Source organism: Mycolicibacterium confluentis (genome assembly GCF_010729895.1).
GTDB classification, from domain to species: domain Bacteria; phylum Actinomycetota; class Actinomycetes; order Mycobacteriales; family Mycobacteriaceae; genus Mycobacterium; species Mycobacterium confluentis.
This window is the reverse complement of sequence record NZ_AP022612.1, coordinates 2,683,860-2,702,530: the sequence shown is the minus strand read 5'-3', so window position 1 is coordinate 2,702,530 and position 18,671 is coordinate 2,683,860. Positions and strand designations below refer to the sequence as shown.

Annotated in this window: 17 protein-coding genes; 15 read left to right on the top strand and 2 right to left on the bottom strand. The window is 68.1% G+C overall.

The features are described from left to right. Positions 1 to 152 precede the first annotated feature (152 nt). From G6N34_RS12490 to G6N34_RS12450, 9 genes are all read left to right on the top strand, one after another. A complete protein-coding gene (locus G6N34_RS12490; protein WP_085154762.1) occupies positions 153 to 752 on the top strand; it encodes an Rv1476 family membrane protein in 600 nt (199 codons plus the stop codon). Positions 753 to 964: 212 nt separating this feature from the next. Then, positions 965 to 2,425 carry an NlpC/P60 family peptidoglycan endopeptidase RipA gene (ripA, locus tag G6N34_RS12485; RefSeq protein ID WP_085154760.1) on the top strand — a complete coding sequence of 487 codons (1,461 nt, stop codon included), beginning with the start codon at positions 965 to 967 and terminating at the stop codon, positions 2,423 to 2,425. 16 nt (positions 2,426 to 2,441) lie between these two features. Beyond that, positions 2,442 to 3,167, top strand: coding sequence for an NlpC/P60 family peptidoglycan endopeptidase RipB (gene ripB / locus G6N34_RS12480; protein WP_085154758.1), 726 nt, complete (start codon positions 2,442 to 2,444; stop codon positions 3,165 to 3,167). Between the two features lie 171 nt (positions 3,168 to 3,338). Further along, entirely contained in the window at positions 3,339 to 4,469 is a 1,131-nt protein-coding gene (gene moxR1, locus G6N34_RS12475) for a chaperone MoxR1 (protein ID WP_085154756.1), read from the top strand. Beyond that, positions 4,466 to 5,410 (top strand): DUF58 domain-containing protein, encoded by a 945-nt coding sequence (locus tag G6N34_RS12470; RefSeq protein WP_085154754.1) that lies wholly within the window; start codon positions 4,466 to 4,468, stop codon positions 5,408 to 5,410. Before moxR1 ends, G6N34_RS12470 begins: the two co-directional genes overlap by 4 nt. Positions 5,411 to 5,456: 46 nt before the next feature. Beyond that, positions 5,457 to 6,464 (top strand): VWA domain-containing protein, encoded by a 1,008-nt coding sequence (locus tag G6N34_RS12465; RefSeq protein ID WP_085154752.1) that lies wholly within the window; start codon positions 5,457 to 5,459, stop codon positions 6,462 to 6,464. A 96-nt stretch (positions 6,465 to 6,560) separates the two neighbouring features. Next, positions 6,561 to 7,325 (top strand): 3-oxoacyl-ACP reductase FabG1, encoded by a 765-nt coding sequence (fabG1, locus tag G6N34_RS12460; RefSeq protein WP_085154750.1) that lies wholly within the window; start codon positions 6,561 to 6,563, stop codon positions 7,323 to 7,325. Positions 7,326 to 7,374: 49 nt separating this feature from the next. Beyond that, a complete protein-coding gene (inhA, locus tag G6N34_RS12455; RefSeq protein WP_085154748.1) occupies positions 7,375 to 8,184 on the top strand; it encodes an NADH-dependent enoyl-ACP reductase InhA in 810 nt (269 codons plus the stop codon). An 8-nt stretch (positions 8,185 to 8,192) separates the two neighbouring features. Then, complete coding sequence (locus tag G6N34_RS12450; protein WP_085154746.1) at positions 8,193 to 9,248, top strand: ferrochelatase; 1,056 nt, start codon at positions 8,193 to 8,195, stop codon at positions 9,246 to 9,248. On the opposite strand, the gene G6N34_RS12445 is transcribed toward G6N34_RS12450, so the two are convergent. Further along, a complete protein-coding gene (locus G6N34_RS12445; protein WP_085154744.1) occupies positions 9,214 to 10,077 on the bottom strand; it encodes an Rv1486c family protein in 864 nt (287 codons plus the stop codon). The two genes, G6N34_RS12450 and G6N34_RS12445, sit on opposite strands and share 35 nt — an antisense overlap. Before the next feature lie 89 nt (positions 10,078 to 10,166). On the opposite strand from G6N34_RS12445, the gene G6N34_RS12440 reads away from it, so the two are divergent. Genes G6N34_RS12440 through G6N34_RS12430 form a run of 3 tightly spaced genes read left to right on the top strand, consistent with a single transcriptional unit; the run spans position 10,167 to position 12,176 of the window. Further along, positions 10,167 to 10,601: an NfeD family protein gene (locus G6N34_RS12440; protein ID WP_085154742.1), complete on the top strand. Its 435-nt coding sequence runs from the start codon at positions 10,167 to 10,169 to the stop codon at positions 10,599 to 10,601. Between the two features lie 19 nt (positions 10,602 to 10,620). Then, the gene (locus G6N34_RS12435) at positions 10,621 to 11,811 is read left to right on the top strand and encodes an SPFH domain-containing protein (protein ID WP_085154859.1); all 1,191 of its coding nucleotides are present in this window, start codon (positions 10,621 to 10,623) and stop codon (positions 11,809 to 11,811) included. Continuing rightward, positions 11,808 to 12,176, top strand: coding sequence for a DoxX family protein (locus G6N34_RS12430; protein ID WP_085154740.1), 369 nt, complete (start codon positions 11,808 to 11,810; stop codon positions 12,174 to 12,176). Before G6N34_RS12435 ends, G6N34_RS12430 begins: the two co-directional genes overlap by 4 nt. On the opposite strand, the gene G6N34_RS12425 is transcribed toward G6N34_RS12430, so the two are convergent. After that, positions 12,083 to 12,835, bottom strand: a complete 753-nt coding sequence (locus tag G6N34_RS12425; RefSeq protein ID WP_407663226.1) for a TVP38/TMEM64 family protein — start codon at positions 12,833 to 12,835, stop codon at positions 12,083 to 12,085. The two genes, G6N34_RS12430 and G6N34_RS12425, sit on opposite strands and share 94 nt — an antisense overlap. A gap of 212 nt (positions 12,836 to 13,047) precedes the next feature. On the opposite strand from G6N34_RS12425, the gene mutA reads away from it, so the two are divergent. From mutA to meaB, 3 genes are read left to right on the top strand one after another with little or no spacing between them, the layout of a single operon-like run. Beyond that, positions 13,048 to 14,925 carry a methylmalonyl-CoA mutase small subunit gene (mutA, locus tag G6N34_RS12420; RefSeq protein WP_085154736.1) on the top strand — a complete coding sequence of 626 codons (1,878 nt, stop codon included), beginning with the start codon at positions 13,048 to 13,050 and terminating at the stop codon, positions 14,923 to 14,925. 4 nt (positions 14,926 to 14,929) lie between these two features. Beyond that, positions 14,930 to 17,206, top strand: a complete 2,277-nt coding sequence (scpA, locus tag G6N34_RS12415; RefSeq protein ID WP_085154734.1) for a methylmalonyl-CoA mutase — start codon at positions 14,930 to 14,932, stop codon at positions 17,204 to 17,206. A 1-nt stretch (position 17,207) separates the two neighbouring features. Beyond that, a complete protein-coding gene (gene meaB, locus G6N34_RS12410) occupies positions 17,208 to 18,194 on the top strand; it encodes a methylmalonyl Co-A mutase-associated GTPase MeaB (RefSeq protein WP_085154732.1) in 987 nt (328 codons plus the stop codon). Positions 18,195 to 18,671: the final 477 nt, after the last annotated feature.

Sequence of the window (18,671 nt, the reverse complement as noted above, 5' to 3'; positions counted from 1 at the left end):
GTTTAGTTGTCACGCCGACGGGCTGTGCCGGCGCTGTGGATTCAGCCTAACAGTACGGTTGTACTGAATAAGGCTCGGGGTGGTCTCCAGTCTCGTCGTTGGGCGCGTGTGGTGCCACCCCCCGCCAAGGATCATCGACTACCGTTTCGCACGTGACCGCGCCACAGACGATTCCGCATCTGCCGTCGTTCATCCCGTATGAGTTGTGCACAACAGTCGGCGTGGTGCCCGATCCGCCGGAGGCCGTCGACCAGTGCATGGACCTCGTGCAGGCCGACGTCGCCAAGGGCGGCGTGAGCGCCAGGGGAGTGACCGAGGAGCAGTTCGCCCAACTGCAGCAGGTGGTCTCCGACGCGCGCGCCGACGGCATTGATCTGAAGATCGTGGTGATCGACGGCAACCCGTATATCGACACTCCGTTGCGTGATATCGCCACGGAGGTGGGCCAGGCGAACCCGGGTTCCACGGTGCTGGCACTCAGCCCCTCGTTCGCGGGCACCTACAGTCCGACGTTCGACCGCGTGACGCTGGAGGCCGGCGAAGATCTGGCCAAGACCGGGAATCCGGTGCAATCCGCGCAGAATTTCGTGGGTGAGTTGCATACACCCGATTTCCCCTGGATGACGTGGACGATCGGGCTCACTCTCGGCGTATTAATTGCCGCAGTGGCGACGCGTCTACTGCAACGTCGCGCGAAGGCTGCATACGCGTCAAATGTGCAGGCACAGAACACTTCTGCCGATCCCTCCTGATTAGCCGCCGGGCTCCGGTCGCGCGAATTCCGCCATTTCCTCAGGTCACTGTTTGGTCACATTTCAGCTAATTACATTTCTGTAATTTGTGACTAAAGTGTCATTAGCGACTGCTGTGACGTACGGTGCAGAGGATGCCTATTGATGTAGGTGTGCCTCCAGCGACTGGGGGTGCGGGAACCCGACCGGTTGAGCCGAGGAGACGGAGTCGCATGAGAAGAATGGTGCCTCTGGGGCGAAGGCTGCCCATGAGGGGCGCATCTCCCTGGGTCATTGCGTCGCTGGTGTTGGCGACGCCTGGACTGTTCGCGCCGCTGGCCGGTGCCGACCCTGAGGCCAATCCCACCAGCCTGGCCGCCTTGGTCGCCGAGGTGGCCGAGGCCAACCAGCGCCTCGACAGCCTGGGTGCGGAGATTCAGACCCAGCAGGAGAGCGTCAACAAGGCCATTGTCGACGTGCAGACCGCGCGCGACAATGCGGTCTCCGCGCAGCGCAACGTCGAAACCAGCGCCGAGGCCGTGCAGGCGGCCAACGCCGCAATCGCCGACGCGCAGAAGCGATTCAACACTTTCGCCGCGGCCAGCTACATCTCCGGGCCGTCGGCGTCCTACCTGTCGGCGGCCACACCTGAGGACATGATCGCCACGACGGCCGCGAGCCGGACGCTGGCGGTCAGCTCCGAGCAGGTCATGGCCAGCCTTCAGCGCGCCCGTACCGAGCAGGTGAACAAGGAGTCGATGGCCCGACTGGCCAAGCAGCAGGCCGACGAGGCTGAAGCGAACGCCGAGGCCAGCCAGGACGGCGCCGTCGAGGCGCTCAAGGCCGCACAGCAGAAGTTCGGCCACCAGCAGACCCAGATCACGACGCTGGCGGCGGAGCGGGATGCGGCCAAGGCCAAGCTCGCCGCCGCACGGCCGGCGCCGAGCGTGGCCTCGGGCCCGGTGGCGTCGGCGGCACCCGGTGCGGTGCCCGGTGCGGCACCGCAGGCCGCCGCCGGTCCTGCGGCACCCGGTGCGGACTGGGATCGCAGCCCAGGCACCACCGCGACCGTGCCCTACGGCGAGGCCAGCCAATGGGACACCACGCTCCCGATGGTGCCCAGCGCCTTCATCTCGGGTGACCCGATCGCGATCATCAACACGGTGCTGCAGATCTCGGCCAGTTCGGCGCAGGTCACCGCGGATCTCGGGCGCAAATTCCTGCAGAAGCTCGGCATTCTCAAACCGGCCGACACCGGCATCACCAACGGCGCCATCCCGCAGGTCTACGGGGCGCAGGCCGCGGAGTACGTGATCCGGCGGGCGCAGTCGCAGATGGGCGTGCCGTACTCGTGGGGTGGCGGTAACGCCGCGGGCCCGAGCAGGGGCATCGACTCCGGGGCCAACACCGTGGGCTTCGACTGTTCGGGCCTGGTGCTCTACGCGTTCGCCGGCGTCGGCATCAAGCTGCCGCACTACTCGGGCTCGCAGTACAACATGGGCCGCAAGATCCCGTCGTCGCAGATGCGTCGCGGTGACGTCATCTTCTACGGTCCGGGCGGCAGCCAGCACGTCACGATCTACCTGGGCAACAACCAGATGATCGAAGCCCCCTACACCGGTTCCCACGTCAAGATCTCGCCGGTGCGCACGAGCGGTATGACGCCGTACGTCGTCCGCTACATCGAATACTGACGAAAGACGACACTTTATGCGTGACAAGCTGTTTCGCCGCCTGCGTCCGGTGATGCCGGCGCTTGCGGCGATCCTGCTGTCCTTTGCACTCCTCGTCGGACTCACCCCGGCGACCTCGGGCATCGCGGGTGCGGCGCCCGAAGACGGTCAGTGGGACCCCACGCTGCCGAAGCTGCTCAGTGCCGGCGCTCCCGGCGATCCGCTCGCGATCGCCAACGCGTCGCTGGCCGCCACGGCGCAGGCCACGCAGGCGACCATGGACCTCGGTCGCAAGTTCCTGTCCAGCATCGGTCTGGGCGGGCAGCAGCCCACCGGTGTGGCCGCCGGGCGGGTGCGTGGGCCCCAGGCGATTGAGTATGTGATCCGTCGTGGCGGCACGCAGATGGGTGTGCCGTACTCGTGGGGCGGCGGCAAGCCGACCGGGCCGTCGACGGGCGTCGACTCCGGCGCAGGCACCGTCGGGTTCGACTGCTCGGGATTCACGCAGTTCTCCTACGCGGGCGTCGGGGTGCTGATCCCGAAGTACTCCGGGGACCAGTACAACACCGGGCGCAAGGTGCCCCTCTCGCAGGCCAAGCGCGGCGACCTGCTGTTCTGGGGCCCCGGCGGCAGCCAGCACGTCGCGATGTTCTTGGGCGGTGGCCGCATGCTCGAGGCCTCCGGCAGCGCGGGCAAGGTGACCGTCAGCCCCGTCCGGACCTCCGGCCTGCAGCCCTACGTGGCCCGCATCATCGAGTCCTGAACAGCCCCGCGTCGGTGGGGCACGTCGACGGATCCCGAAGTGCCTGGAATAGTTGACTCCGGGCAACGCACGTGCGCCCTCGGAACACCCCGGGGAGCGCGTCGAGCCGTGAACGAAGTCATGCGAAGAAGCTGCGCACCCGGGTGTGCAGGAATGTGGAGGACGTAGTCGATGACATCACCAGCTGGGCCGCCCAACTACTCGTCGGCGCCCGGCGCGCATGCGGCAGCACCTTCGGCGGGTGGTCCCGCGGTCGCTCCGCCGAGCACCAACGGACTGGCTGCCGAGGTGCACACCCTTGAGCGGGCCATCTACGAGGTCAAGCGGATCATCGTGGGGCAGGACCAACTGGTCGAGCGCATCCTGGTCGGACTGCTGGCCAAGGGGCACGTGCTCCTCGAGGGTGTGCCCGGCGTGGCCAAGACGCTGGCCGTCGAGACGTTCGCCAAGGTGGTCGGCGGCACGTTCGCCCGCATCCAGTTCACCCCCGACCTGGTGCCCACCGACATCATCGGCACCCGGATCTACCGGCAGGGCCGCGAGGAGTTCGACATCGAACTCGGGCCGGTTGTGGTCAACTTCCTGCTCGCCGACGAGATCAACCGCGCACCCGCAAAGGTGCAGTCCGCGCTGCTGGAGGTCATGGCCGAGCGCAAGATCTCGATCGGCGGCAAGACCTACCCGCTGCCCAAGCCCTTCCTGGTGATGGCGACCCAGAACCCGATCGAGAACGAGGGCGTCTACCCGCTGCCCGAGGCGCAGCGCGACCGCTTCCTGTTCAAGATCAACGTCGACTACCCGACGCCCGAGGAAGAGCGCGAGATCATCTACCGGATGGGTGTCACCCCGCCGGAGCCCAAGGCCATCCTGAACCCCGGCGATCTGCTGCGCCTGCAGGAACTGGCCGCCAACAACTTCGTCCATCACGCCCTCGTCGACTACGTCGTCCGCGTCATCACCGCGACCCGTCAGCCCGAGCAGTTCGGTCTGAACGACGTGAAGTCGTGGGTCGCGTTCGGCGCCTCGCCGCGCGCCTCACTCGGCGTGATCGCCGCGGCCCGCGCGCTGGCCCTGGTGCGCGGTCGCGACTACGTGATTCCGCAGGACGTCATCGAGGTCATCCCGGATGTGCTGCGGCACCGCCTGGTCCTGACCTACGATGCGCTGGCCGACGACATCGCGCCCGAGACGGTGATCAACCGCATCCTGCAGACCGTGGCCCTGCCCCAGGTGAATGCTGTTCCGCAGCAGGGTCATTCGGTGCCCACCGGGGTCGGCGCCGGGGCGGCCAACGGTCGGTGAGCGAGCGTAATCCCATCCATCCGCCGTCCTTCGGGCGCGGCGAGATCGGCGATCCGCAACTCTCGGCGGCGCTGCGCACCCTCGAGCTCACCGTCAAACGCAAGCTCGACGGTGTGCTGCACGGTGACCACCTCGGCCTGATCCCGGGTCCGGGATCGGAGCCGGGGGAGTCGCGGCTCTACCAGCCCGGTGATGACGTGCGCCGGATGGACTGGTCGGTGACCGCGCGAACCACGCATCCGCATGTGCGGCAGATGATCGCCGACCGGGAGCTCGAGACCTGGCTCGTGGTCGACATGTCGGCCAGCCTGGACTTCGGCACCACCGGGTGCGAGAAGCGCGATCTCGCGGTCGCCGCGGCCGCCGCCATCACCTACCTCAACAGCGGCGGCGGGAACCGGCTGGGTGCGGTGATCGCCAACGGCGACAAGGTGGTTCGGGTTCCCGCGCTGTCGGGTCGGATGCACGAGCAGACGCTGCTGCGCACGATCGCGACCATGCCGCGCGCACCGCAGGGTGTGCGCGGCGATCTGGCGGCGGCCATCGACGCGCTGCGCAGGCCCGAGCGCCGGCGCGGCATGGCAGTCATCATCAGTGACTTCCTGGGTCCCATCAACTGGATGCGTCCCCTGCGGGCGATCGCCGCACGGCACGAGGTGCTCGGCATCGAGGTGCTCGACCCGCGTGACGTCGAACTGCCCGCCGTCGGCGACGTCGTCCTCCAGGACACCGAGTCCGGCGTGACCCGCGAGTTCACGATCGACGAGCGCCTGCGCGATGACTTCGAACGCGCCGCGGCCGGGCACCGCCAAGAGGTCGCCCGCACGCTGCGTCGTTGTGGCGCACCGCTGTTGACGCTGCGCACGGACCGGGACTGGATCGCCGACATCGTGCGGTTCGTCGCGTCGCGGCGCCGCGGTGCCCTGTCCGGACAGCAGTGAGGTGACGGGGCCACACCACAGCCATGAGAAAGAAGACTGAGCGTTTATGACCCTGCCGCTGCTCGGGCCGATGTCGTTGACCGGGTTCGAACACCCCTGGTTCTTCCTGTTCTTCTTCGTGGTGCTCGGACTGGTCGCGCTCTACGTCGTGGTGCAGTTGGCCCGCGAGAAGCGCGTGCTGCGGTTCGCCAACATGGAACTGCTGGAGACGGTCGCGCCCAAACGGCCGACCCGGTGGCGGCACCTGCCGGCGATGCTGATGGTCGCCTCGATGGTGCTGTTCACCATCGCCATGGCCGGCCCCACCAACGATGTGCGCATTCCCCGCAACCGCGCCGTGGTCATGCTCGTGATCGACGTGTCGCAGTCGATGCGTGCGACCGACGTCGCACCCAGCCGACTCGCGGCGGCGCAGGAGGCGGCCAAGCAGTTTGCCGACCAGCTGACGCCCGGCATCAACCTGGGCCTGATCGCCTACGCGGGAACGGCCACCGTCCTGGTGTCGCCGACCACCAACCGCGAATCCACCAAGTCCGCGATCGACAAGCTCCAGTTGGCCGACCGCACCGCCACGGGTGAGGCGATCTTCACGTCGCTGCAGTCCATCGCCACCGTCGGCGCGGTGATCGGTGGCGGTGACGAACCACCGCCAGCCCGCATCGTGCTGATGTCGGACGGTAAGGAGACGGTGCCGTCCAACCCGGACAACCCCAAGGGCGCGTTCAACGCGGCGCGCACGGCCAAGGACCAGGGTGTGCCCATCTCGACGGTGTCGTTCGGCACGCCGTACGGCTACGTCGAGATCAACGATCAGCGCCAGCCCGTGCCGGTCGATGACGAGATGCTCAAGAAGATCGCCGACCTGTCGGGCGGCAACGCCTACACCGCATCGAGCCTCGAGCAGCTCAAAGAGGTGTTCACCTCGCTGCAGGAGCAGATCGGCTACGAGACCATCAAGGGCGACGCCAGTGTGGGGTGGCTGCGACTGGGGGCCCTGATCCTGGCGGCGGCCGCACTCGCCTCGCTGCTGATCAACCGCCGCCTGCCCGGCTGACCCCTCCACCTCCGCGAGCAGACGCAGACTTGCACGCACTTGCCCGTACAGGGGCGATTTTGTGTCTGCTCGCGCCGAAACGATAGGTTGACGATCATGACCGACACCCAGACCACCGGGGCCGAGGCGGCTCCGAGCGCAGGCAAGCCGGCTTTCGTCTCCCGCTCTGTCCTGGTGACGGGCGGCAACCGGGGCATCGGCCTGGCCATCGCGCAGCGCCTGGCGGCCGACGGGCACAAGGTCGCCGTCACGCACCGCGGGTCCGGAGCCCCCGAGGGCCTGTTCGGCGTCGTGTGCGATGTGACCGACAATGCCGCGGTGGACCGGGCGTTCAAAGAGGTCGAGGAGCATCAGGGCCCGGTCGAAGTGCTGGTGTCCAACGCGGGCATCTCGAAGGACGCGTTCCTCATGCGGATGACCGAGGACAGGTTCGAAGAGGTCATCAACGCCAACCTGACCGGCGCGTTCCGGGTGGCCCAGCGTGCGTCGCGCAGCATGCAGCGCAAACGCTTCGGCCGGATCATCTTCATCGGCTCGGTGTCGGGCATGTGGGGCATCGGCAACCAGGCCAACTACGCAGCCGCCAAGGCCGGCCTGATCGGCATGGCACGCTCCATCTCCCGTGAGCTGTCGAAGGCCGGCGTCACCGCCAACGTGGTGGCCCCGGGCTACATCGACACCGAGATGACCCGCTCGCTCGACGAGCGCATCCAGGAGGGTGCGCTGGAGTTCATCCCGGCCAAGCGCGTCGGCACCGCCGAGGAGGTGGCCGGCGCCGTCAGCTTCCTGGCGTCGGAGGACGCCAGCTACATCGCAGGCGCGGTGATCCCCGTCGACGGCGGCATGGGCATGGGTCACTGACCCAAAAGCTTTGGCTTATCCAAACATTCGCTTATAAGGAGTCACCACAATGGCAGGTCTGCTCGAGGGCAAGCGCATCCTCGTCACCGGCATCATCACGGACTCGTCCATCGCGTTTCACATCGCCAAGCAGGCGCAGGAGGCCGGCGCCGAGTTGGTGCTGACCGGATTCGACCGGATGAAGCTGATCCAGCGCATCGCCGACCGGCTGCCCAAGCCCGCGCCGCTGCTGGAACTCGACGTGCAGAACAACGAGCACCTCGACTCGCTGGCCGGCCGCATCACCGAGGTGATCGGCGAGGGCAACAAGCTCGACGGTGTGGTGCACTCGATCGGCTTCATGCCCCAGACCGGCATGGGCGTCAACCCGTTCTTCGACGCCCCGTACGAGGACGTCGCCAAGGGCATCCACATCTCGGCGTACTCCTACGCCTCGCTGGCCAAGGCCACGCTGCCGGTCATGAACTCCGGCGGCAGCATCGTCGGCATGGACTTCGACCCGACCCGCGCGATGCCCGCCTACAACTGGATGACGGTGGCCAAGAGTGCGCTGGAGTCGGTGAACCGGTTCGTCGCTCGCGAGGCCGGCCCCTTCGGCGTCCGCTCGAACCTCGTGGCCGCAGGCCCCATCCGGACGCTCGCGATGAGCGCGATCGTCGGCGGCGCACTGGGCGCCGAGGCCGGTGACCAGATGCGCCTCCTCGAGGAGGGCTGGGACCAGCGCGCCCCCGTCGGCTGGAACATGAAGGACCCGACCCCGGTCGCCAAGACCGTGTGCGCCCTGCTGTCGGACTGGCTGCCCGCCACCACCGGCACCATCATCTACGCCGACGGCGGCGCCAGCACCCAGCTGCTCTAGCGGCCCGCATGGACTTCGACGCGATTCTCCTGCTGTCCTTCGGCGGACCCGAGGGACCCGAACAGGTCCGCCCGTTCCTGGAGAACGTGACGCGGGGTCGCAACATCCCGCCGGAGCGCCTTGACGACGTCGCCGAGCACTACCTGCACTTCGGCGGCGTGTCACCCATCAACGGCATCAACCGTGCGCTGATCGAACGCCTGCGTACCGTGACCGATCTGCCGATCTACTTCGGCAACCGGAACTGGGAGCCCTACGTCGAGGACGCCGTCGCCGCGATGCGCGACGACGGCGTCAGGCGGGCCGCGGTGTTCGTGACCTCGGCCTGGGGCGGGTACTCCGGATGCACGCAGTACGTCGAGGACATCGCCCGCGCGCGCCGCGCTGTCGGCGACGGTGCGCCCGAACTGGTCAAACTGCGACAGTATTTCGACCACCCGCTGTTGGTCGAGATGTTCGCCGACGCGATCGCCGCTGCGCGCCAGACGCTTCCGGAGCACCTGCGGGATGCCGCGCGCCTGGTGTTCACGGCCCACTCGATCCCGATCGCGGCCGACGACGCGCGCGGTCCGCGGCTCTACAGCCGTCAGGTCCGCTGTGCCACGGAGTTGGTGGCCGCGGCGGCCGGATACACCGACTACGACCAGGTCTGGCAGTCCCGGTCGGGGCCGCCGCACATCCCGTGGCTCGAGCCCGACATCGGAGATCATGTTGCGGCCCTGGCAGAGCAGGGCGCCAAGGCGCTCATCGTCTGCCCGATCGGTTTCGTCGCCGACCACATCGAGGTGGTCTGGGACCTCGACAGTGAAGTCGCCGAGCAGGCGCGCGAACTCGGTGTCGCGCTGGCCCGGGCGACGACGCCCAACGACGACGTCCGCTACGCGCGGTTGGCCGTGGACCTCATCGACGAACTGCGCACCGGTGCACCGCCGCTCAGGGTGCCGCACGCCGATTCCGTTGCGGGCTGCGGGATCAGCGTCAACGGCCAGGCCTGCGAGCCGCCGCACTGCGTGGCGGTCGGCGGTGCCGCTAGGCCTGCCAGGCCGAGTGCAGAATCGCGGTGACGGCGGCCAGTCGGGCGTTGCGCACCACGCTGGCCAAGGGCCGCAACGCATCTGACGCAAGCTGAATCTCCGACGACGAGTTCGCCGCAATCGGCATCAGCCCCGCACTGACGGTGATGATGGCGTCGACGTGCGCGGCGTTCTCCATGACCCGCAGTGCACGGCTGGGCGCGTGGTCGGGGGCGCGATGCACTTGCGTCGCATGCAGCACCTGTTCGACCATGCCGCGCGGATCCTCGACGTCGACGCCCGACCCACCGGCCCTCAGCGTCGTCAGTGCGTCGGCGGCCGCGCGCACCGCCGAACGCAGTGCGAGTTCGGCGCCGCCGAGGTCGGGATGTTCGGCCACCGGCGTCGCAGGCAGCGAGTATGCGGTCCAGGTCAGCAGGGGTGGGTCGAGGTCGGCCTCGGCGTCGTCCACGTCGAGTGGGTCACCGCTGTACTCGAACTCGGGGACGAGTCCGATCGGGGCGCCGCGGTCCGACGCGATCACGACGGCTTCGCCGGCGGCCATGGCGTCGCGGGCGAAGGTGGTGCCCGCAGGCAGGCCGCGCACGTCTCCGGGCACCGGCAGCGTGAGCGACAGTGCCGGCCCCTCGTTCCGGCGGGCACCCGCGGCCGCGCGCACGGTCTGCAGCAGCGACACCGACGTGGCGTTGTCGACGTCGGGCCACGGCAGGCCGGTCACCCGCGCCGCCTCGGCGTCGTAGGCCGCCACCGAATGCGTTGGCGCCCAGAGTGACAACGCGTCGAGGACGTCATCGGGCGCGGCCTGGCCCGCCAGCCAGGCATTGGCCCACAACGTCAGCGACACACTCGGACACCACATGATGTTGGAGAGTGTAATAGCTGCCCCGGCCCGTGGCGCGCGGTCCGAAGGGGCCCCGCAATCTTCTCGACACGGGCTATCCTGGCGCTATGCCCGCGGCCCTGATCTGGCTCATCGCAGCTCTCGGGTTGGCCGGTGCCGAAGTCCTCACCGGCGATCTCTTCCTGCTGATGCTCGGCGGCGGTGCGCTGGCCGCAGCAGGCACGAGTGCACTCTTCGGCTGGCCGATCTGGGCGGACGGCGCGGTGTTCCTCGTGGTCTCGGTGCTGCTGCTGGTACTGGTCCGGCCCGCCCTGCGGCGGCGCCTGCAGTCCGGGGAGCCGGCCGAGACTGGAATCGAGGCGCTCGAGGGCAAGTCAGCGCTCGTGCTCGATCAGATCACCGCACATCAAGGCCAGGTCAAGCTTGAGGGCGAGATCTGGACGGCGCGTCCGCTCAATGGCGGTGACGTCTACAAACCGGGTGACCAGGTCACGGTGATGCGCATCGACGGCGCCACCGCGGTGGTCTGGAAATCCGACTGACAACTACAGGGGGTTGATGATGGACGGTGCAGTCGCCGGTCTGGTGATGCTGGCGGTCTTGGTCATTCTGGCGATCATCATCGTGGCCAAATCCGTCGCGCTGATCCCGCAGGCCGAGGCCGCGGTGATCGAACGACTGGGCCGGTACAGCCGCACGGTCAGCGGCCAGTTGACTCTGTTGGTGCCGTTCATCGACCGAATCAGGGCCCGGGTGGACCTGCGCGAGCGCGTGGTGTCCTTCCCGCCGCAGCCCGTCATCACCGAGGACAACCTCACCCTGCACATCGACACCGTGGTCTATTTCCAGGTCACCAACCCGCAGGCCGCGGTGTACGCGATCAGCAACTACATCGTCGGTGTCGAGCAGCTGACCACTACGACACTGCGCAACGTCGTCGGCGGCATGACGCTCGAGCAGACCCTGACCTCGCGCGACTCGATCAACGCGCAACTCCGTGGCGTGCTCGACGAGGCCACCGGAAAGTGGGGCCTGCGGGTGGCCCGCGTCGAACTCAAGGCCATCGATCCGCCGCCGTCGATCCAGGAGTCGATGGAGAAGCAGATGAAGGCCGACCGCGAGAAGCGCGCCATGATCCTGACCGCGGAAGGTGTCCGCGAGTCGTCGATCAAGCAGGCCGAGGGGCAGAAGCAGTCCCAGATCCTTGCCGCCGAGGGCGCTAAACAGGCCGCGATCCTGGCGGCCGAGGCCGAGCGGCAGTCCCGCATGCTCCGTGCTCAGGGTGAACGCGCCGCGCAGTACCTGCAGGCCCAGGGGCAGGCCAAGGCCATCGAGAAGACGTTCGCCGCGATCAAGGCCGGCCGCCCCACTCCCGAACTGCTGGCCTATCAGTACCTGCAGACCCTGCCGTTGATGGCCAAGGGGGAGGCCAACAAGGTCTGGGTGGTGCCAAGCGACTTCGGTTCTGCGCTGCAGGGTTTCACGAAACTGCTGGGTGCACCGGGCGAGGACGGCGTGTTCCGCTACACGCCCTCGCCGGTGGAACCCGAGACTGCGCCGGTCGACGACTCCGACGAGGTCGCGGACTGGTTCGACACCAAGACCGATCCGGTGATCGCCCAGGCGGTGGCGAAGGCCGAGGCCGACGCCCGCGAGACCCCTGAACAGACTCCCGGCGCGGCGCTTCCGGGGCCGGGCTTCCCGCAGCCGTCGTCGCTGCCGCCCGCCGGTGTCCATCGGGCCCAGCCATGAGCGGGCTGACGTCGACGAGGACGTACACCGCGCTGGCGGCGGTTCAGGCCGCCGACGCCGTCGCGTGCGCCATCCCGCTGGCGGTCATCACCAAGTCCTTCGATGATGTCGGGTTGCCGCAGAAGTACCGGCCGATCGTCCCGGTGGTGAAGGCGGCCTCCGCGATCGGCCTGCTCTCCGCGGGTCGGTTCCCGGCGTTGGCGCGGCTGACGACGTTCATGCTGACCATCTACTTCATATTGGCGGTCGGCTCACACCTGCGCGCCAAGGACTACAGCCCGGGACTGGTCGCGGCCTCGTCGTTTCTGGCGCTGTTCTCGACGCTGACGGTCAAGGGGCCCGACTCCGCGCGTGCAGGCGCGTGAGTGCGCCGGTGGTTGCGGATCTCGACGATCAGGCCGGCCACCCCGACGCACGCCGTGCACACCGACACCAGCACCAGCGTGGGATTGATCCGTCCGGTCAGGGCGTCGCCGAGGATCACCACCGCCGCGGTTCCCGGCGCCAGACCCACGATCGTCGCTCCGAGGTAGGGGAGCACCCGAACCGCTGAGGCGCCCGCGGCGTAGTTGATCACCGAGAACGGCACCGCGGGGATGAGCCGCAGCGACATCACGGCCAGCCACCCTCGGCGACGAAGGTGCGCGTCGATGCTGTCGATCGACGGGTGGCTCACCAGACTCGAGATCTGCCAGCCGAAGGCCCGTACCGCGATCAGCGCGATCAGGGCGCTGATCGCGCTCGCGACGACCGCGAGCGCGATTCCCAGCCCTGCCCCGAACAGCAGGCCGGCCGCGAGGGTGAACGCGGTTCGGGGGAACGGCAGCACCGTCACCACGCTGTGCAGGGCGAGGAACGCCAGCGGAAACCACGGGCCCAGGGATTGGGCCCAGTCGCGAAGCTGGACCGCAGTCGGCACCGGAACGAGCAGGGCGACTGCGATGAGAATCACAATGACGATCGCGGTGAGCATGATGCGTCGCCGGGGGATCTGACGGATCGTCGAACGGACGGCTGCGGGCATGGCGCGAATCCCTCGTCCCACACTCAACATCGTCCTGGCCACGGCAATCAAGCGTACGGGGTGCCGATGAACATCTCGTGTCCCCACGCCCCGGGGGGCGCTCGGCGGTGCGGGCCGGGCGCTGCATGAGCGCGCCGCGCCATCATCTAGCCTGAACCCCAATAGTCCGCACTCGCGGACTGCCGCACGCTGCGACAACAGGGAGCTTGCCGGTGTCATCAGAGGCCTCAGTCGTACCCGCCGATCGAGCGGAACTCGAACAGGCGCGGGCCCGATGGCGTGATGCCGTCGCAGGTGTCCTCGCCAAGAGTTCCCGGCGCGATGTCGCCGATCTGCCCGCCGAGCCGGAGCAGCTGCTCGCGACGCCGACGTACGAGGGCTTCGCTGTCTCGGCCCTCTACACCGCGCTGGACTCCGTGCCCGAACCCGCCCTGCCCGGTGAGTGGCCGTTCACGCGCGGCGCCGACGCCACCCGTGACGTCCTGTCGGGCTGGAAGATCGCCGAGGCCTTCCCGGCCCCGGGTCAAGCCGCGGGCGACGGAAACGCGACGCTGCTGTCCGCGTTGTCGGACGGGGTCAGCGCCGTTGTGCTGCGCGTCGGTGCCGAATCGGTGCCCGCCTCTGACGTCGACCGTCTGCTCGAAGGCGTGTTCGTCGAACTGGTTCCGGTGATCCTGGAGACCGGCCCGGATGCGGCCGACCAGTGGGCCGTGGCCGCCGAGGCGCTGCTCGAGCTGGTCTCGGCTGTGCCTGCCGACCAGCGCGCAGACCTCTCGATCGACCTCGGTGCGGATCCGCTGACCGCGCCGATCTCGGGCGCCGCGGCACCGGCGATCGGCGACGTGACCACCGTCGCGGCGCGGTTGGCCGAGTTCGGCCCGGGCGTGCGGGCCATCACCGTCGACGGTCCGGCGTTCCACAATCGCGGCGCGAACGCCGCCTGGGAATTGGCTGGCCTCGTCGGTGCGGGCGTCAGCTACCTGCGGGCATTGACCGCGGCGGGCCTCAGCGCCCCGGATGCCCTGCGGCAGATCAGTTTCCGGGTTTCCGCCGACGATGACCAGTTCATGACGATCGCCAAGCTGCGGGCCGCGCGCCAGCTGTGGGCCCGCGTCGCCGAGGTGCTCGACGCGCCCGAAGCGGGCGCGGTCACGCTGCACGCGGTGAGTTCGCTGGCGATGATGGCGCAGCGCGATCCGTGGGTGAACATGCTGCGCTGCACGCTTGCGGCATTCGGCGCAGGCGTCGGAGGCGCGGACACCGTGCAGGTGCATCCGTTCGACGTGGCCATTCCCGGTGGTGCCGAAGGGATCTCGGCGAACTTCTCGCGCCGCATCGCGCGCAACACCCAACTGCTGCTGCTTGAGGAGTCGCATCTGGGCCGCGTGTGGGACCCCGCGGGCGGTTCGTGGTTCGTCGAGGACCTCACTCAGCAGTTGGCCGACACCGCGTGGCAGCACTTCCAGGCCATCGAGTCTCGGGGCGGGTTCGCCCAGGCCCAGGAGTTCGTCGTCGAACAGATCGCTGCCGTCGGCGCCGCGCGCAGCGCGGACATCGCCCACCGCCGGACCGCCGTCACCGGCGTCAACGAGTTCCCGAACCTCACCGAACCGCCTCTGGCGCAGCACGATCCGCTGGACGGCGTGGTCCGCTACGCGCAGGCCTTCGAAGATCTGCGCAACCGCTCCGATGAGTTCCTGGCGAAGAAGGGCGATCGGCCCAAGGCGCTGCTGATTCCTCTGGGCCCGCTGGCCGAGCACAACATCCGCACCTCATTCGCGGCCAACCTGTTGGCCTCGGGCGGCATCGAGGCCGTCAACCCGGGCGCGCTGACCGCGGCGGACATCGCAGCGGCGGTGCAGGACGCCGGTTCGCAGGCGGCCGTCGTGATCTGCGGGTCGGACGCCCGCTACGGCGCGGAGGCCTCGGCCGCGGTGCAGGCCGCGCGCGCCGCGGGCGTGCAGCGGGTGTACCTGGCCGGTCCTGAGAAGGCCGTGGCCGAGGCCGAGCACCGGCCCGACGAATACCTGACCGCGAAGATCGATGCGGTCGAAGCGCTTTCCGCACTCCTGACCCGATTGGGGGCCTGAGCAGATGACTACGACGACACCGGCCGTCGGCAGCTTCTCCGACGTCCCGCTGCGCGGCGGCGCCGCTGGCCGTCCGGCGACCCCGGACACGGCGGCCGAGGCCGTGAGCGCCGCGGCGGCCGCACATGGATACACCCCTGAGCAGCTGACCTGGGCCACACCCGAGGGCATCGACGTCAAACCGGTCTACATCGAGGCCGACCGGGCCGCCGCGGTCGAGGCGGGCTATCCGCTGGACTCGTTCCCGGGGGAGCCGCCGTTCGTCCGTGGGCCCTATCCCACGATGTATGTGAACCAGCCGTGGACGATTCGCCAGTACGCGGGCTTCTCGACGGCGGCCGAGTCCAACGCGTTCTACCGCCGCAACCTGGCTGCGGGTCAGAAAGGCCTGTCGGTGGCGTTCGACCTGGCCACGCACCGCGGCTACGACTCGGACCATCCTCGGGTGGCTGGCGACGTCGGCATGGCCGGTGTGGCGATCGACTCGATCCTGGACATGCGCCAGCTCTTCGACGGCATCGACCTGGGCGCGGTCAGCGTGTCGATGACCATGAACGGCGCGGTGCTGCCGATCCTGGCGTTGTACGTGGTGGCGGCCGAGGAGCAGGGTGTGCCGCCGGAGAAGTTGGCCGGGACCATCCAGAACGACATCCTCAAAGAGTTCATGGTCCGCAACACCTACATCTACCCGCCCAAGCCGTCGATGCGGATCATCTCCGACATCTTCGGCTACACCAGCACGAAAATGCCCAAGTTCAACAGCATTTCGATCTCGGGCTACCACATTCAGGAAGCCGGAGCGACGGCCGATCTGGAGCTGGCGTACACGCTGGCCGACGGCGTTGAGTACATCAAGGCCGGCTTGGACGCGGGTCTGTCGATCGATAAGTTCGCGCCGCGGCTGTCGTTCTTCTGGGGCATCGGCATGAACTTCTTCATGGAGGTCGCCAAGCTGCGGGCGGGTCGCCTGCTGTGGAGCGAACTCGTGGCGCAGTTCGATCCCAAGAGCTCCAAGTCGCTGTCGCTGCGCACCCATTCGCAGACTTCGGGCTGGTCGCTGACCGCGCAGGACGTGTTCAACAACGTGGCGCGCACGTGCGTCGAGGCCATGGCCGCCACGCAGGGTCACACTCAGTCCCTGCACACCAACGCGCTCGACGAGGCGCTCGCGCTGCCCACCGACTTCTCGGCCCGCATCGCGCGCAACACCCAGCTTCTGCTCCAGCAGGAGTCGGGCACCACGCGCCCGATCGACCCCTGGGGTGGCTCCTACTACGTCGAGTGGCTCACCCATCAACTGGCGGAGCGGGCCCGCGCCCACATCGCTGAGGTCGCCGAGCACGGCGGCATGGCGCAGGCGATCGACGAGGGCATCCCGAAACTGCGCATCGAGGAGGCCGCGGCTCGTACGCAGGCCCGCATCGACTCCGGCGCCCAGCCGGTCATCGGCGTCAACAAGTACCAGGTCGACGAGGACCACGAGATCGAGGTCCTCAAGGTCGAGAACAGCCGAGTGCGTGCCGAGCAGTTGGCCAAGCTCGAGAAGCTGCGGGCCGAGCGCGACGAGGAGGCGACCCAGGCCGCGCTGGCCGAACTGACCCGCGCCGCGGCGGCCACTGGTGTGTCCGGCGAGGACGGACTGGGCAACAACCTGCTCGCGCTCGCGATCAACGCGGCGCGCGCGAAGGCGACCGTCGGCGAGATCTCCGATGCGCTGGAGAAGGTCTACGGCCGTCACCAGGCGGAGATTCGCACCATCGCAGGGGTGTACCGCGACGAGGTGGGGAACAGTGCGAACGTGAAGGGAATCGAGGCGGCCACCGAGCTGGTCGAGAAGTTCGCCGAGGCCGACGGCCGTCGGCCTCGCATCCTGGTGGCCAAGATGGGCCAGGACGGACACGATCGCGGACAGAAGGTCATCGCCACGGCCTTCGCCGACATCGGCTTCGACGTCGATGTGGGTTCGCTGTTCTCCACGCCGGACGAGGTGGCCAGGCAGGCCGCCGACAACGACGTCCACGTCGTCGGCGTGTCATCGCTGGCCGCGGGACACCTGACCCTGGTGCCCGCGCTGCGCGACGCGCTGGCGGAGGTCGGCAGGCCCGACATCATGGTCGTCGTGGGCGGCGTGATCCCGCCGGGAGACTTCCAGGAGCTGTACGACGCGGGCGCCACGGCGATCTTCCCCCCGGGAACCGTGATCGCCGACGCCGCCGTCGGCCTGTTGAACAAGCTGGCCGAGCGGCTGGGCTACGACCTGAGCGCACCGTCCGCGAGTTGACATGGCCGCTCCGGCGAACGTGAGCACCACAGAGCTGGCCGACCGAATCCGCAGCGGTGATCGGTCAGCACTGGCCCGAGCGATCACGCTCGTGGAGTCCACCCGGGCCGACCATCGCCAGCAGGCCCAAGAGCTGCTGCTGGAGCTGATGCCCGAGGCGGGCTCTGCCATGCACATTGGGATCACCGGGGTGCCCGGCGTGGGCAAGTCCACGTCGATCGAGGCTCTCGGGATGCATCTCATCGAACAGGGGCACCGTGTCGCGGTCCTGGCCGTGGATCCGTCGTCGACCCGTACCGGCGGTTCCATCCTGGGTGACAAGACGCGGATGTCCCGGCTCGCCGCGCATCCGGACGCCTACATCCGTCCGTCGCCCACCTCAGGGACGCTGGGTGGCGTCGCGCGGGCCACGCGGGAGACCGTCGTGCTGCTCGAGGCCGGTGGGTTCGACGTGATCCTCATCGAGACCGTGGGTGTCGGGCAGTCCGAGGTCACTGTCGCGGGCATGGTCGACACCTTCGTGTTCCTGACCCTGGCTCGAACGGGAGACCAACTGCAGGGCATCAAGAAGGGTGTCCTGGAACTCGCCGACATCGTGGTGGTCAACAAGGCCGACGGCGCACACGCCGTCGAGGCCAAGAAGGCCGCACGCGAACTGTCCGGCGCGATCCGGCTGATCTACCCCCGCGACGTGCTCTGGCGCCCGCCGGTGCTGACCATGAGCGCGCTGGAGGGAACCGGCCTGCAGGACCTGTGGGACGCCGTGCTCAAGCACCGCGACGTGCTGACCGAGGCGGGCGAGTTCGACGCACGGCGCCGGGCACAGCAGGTCGAGTGGACCTGGGCGATGGTGCGGGACGTGGTGTTGGACCGTGTGCTGACCAACCCCGAGGTGCGGCGCATCCGTGGTGACGTGGAGCGCCAGGTGCGTGACGGGGAGTTGACGCCGGCACTGGCTGCACAGCAGATTTTGGACGCCGCCGGTTGATTTTGGCTGATTTTTTCCTGTGATTTGTTTTCCCATCTGCCCCATTGGGTGACTTGCCTCACAGGTGACACACTTCTGTGGCCTCAAGTGTGAGAAATGGGCACGCCACATCGAAGTGACTCCGACGTAAATACGAGCATGTTTGCTGGTCCATGGCCAGGCAAGGGTGAGGTGGCCGTCACAGCGCCGCGAGCCGAGTGTCGAGCATCATTCGAATACCCGCGATCCGTCCAGTTACCGAAACCCTTTCGATATTGCTGGCGTTGCCGTTGATCTGTAGTCCTCCGAGGTGAGGCTGCATCGTTTGCATACGCAAGGATTTACGATAAGTCGTCCAATGTCGGGCTTTCTCATTTTATGAGAAGTTAACCGCAATGTTGACACTCCCTTAGAGGCGTGTAAGGCAACCGAATGAATTATTTGCGCAATTTCACAAAGCGAAATTTCCGACCAATTTCACAACCCAGCAACCAATGG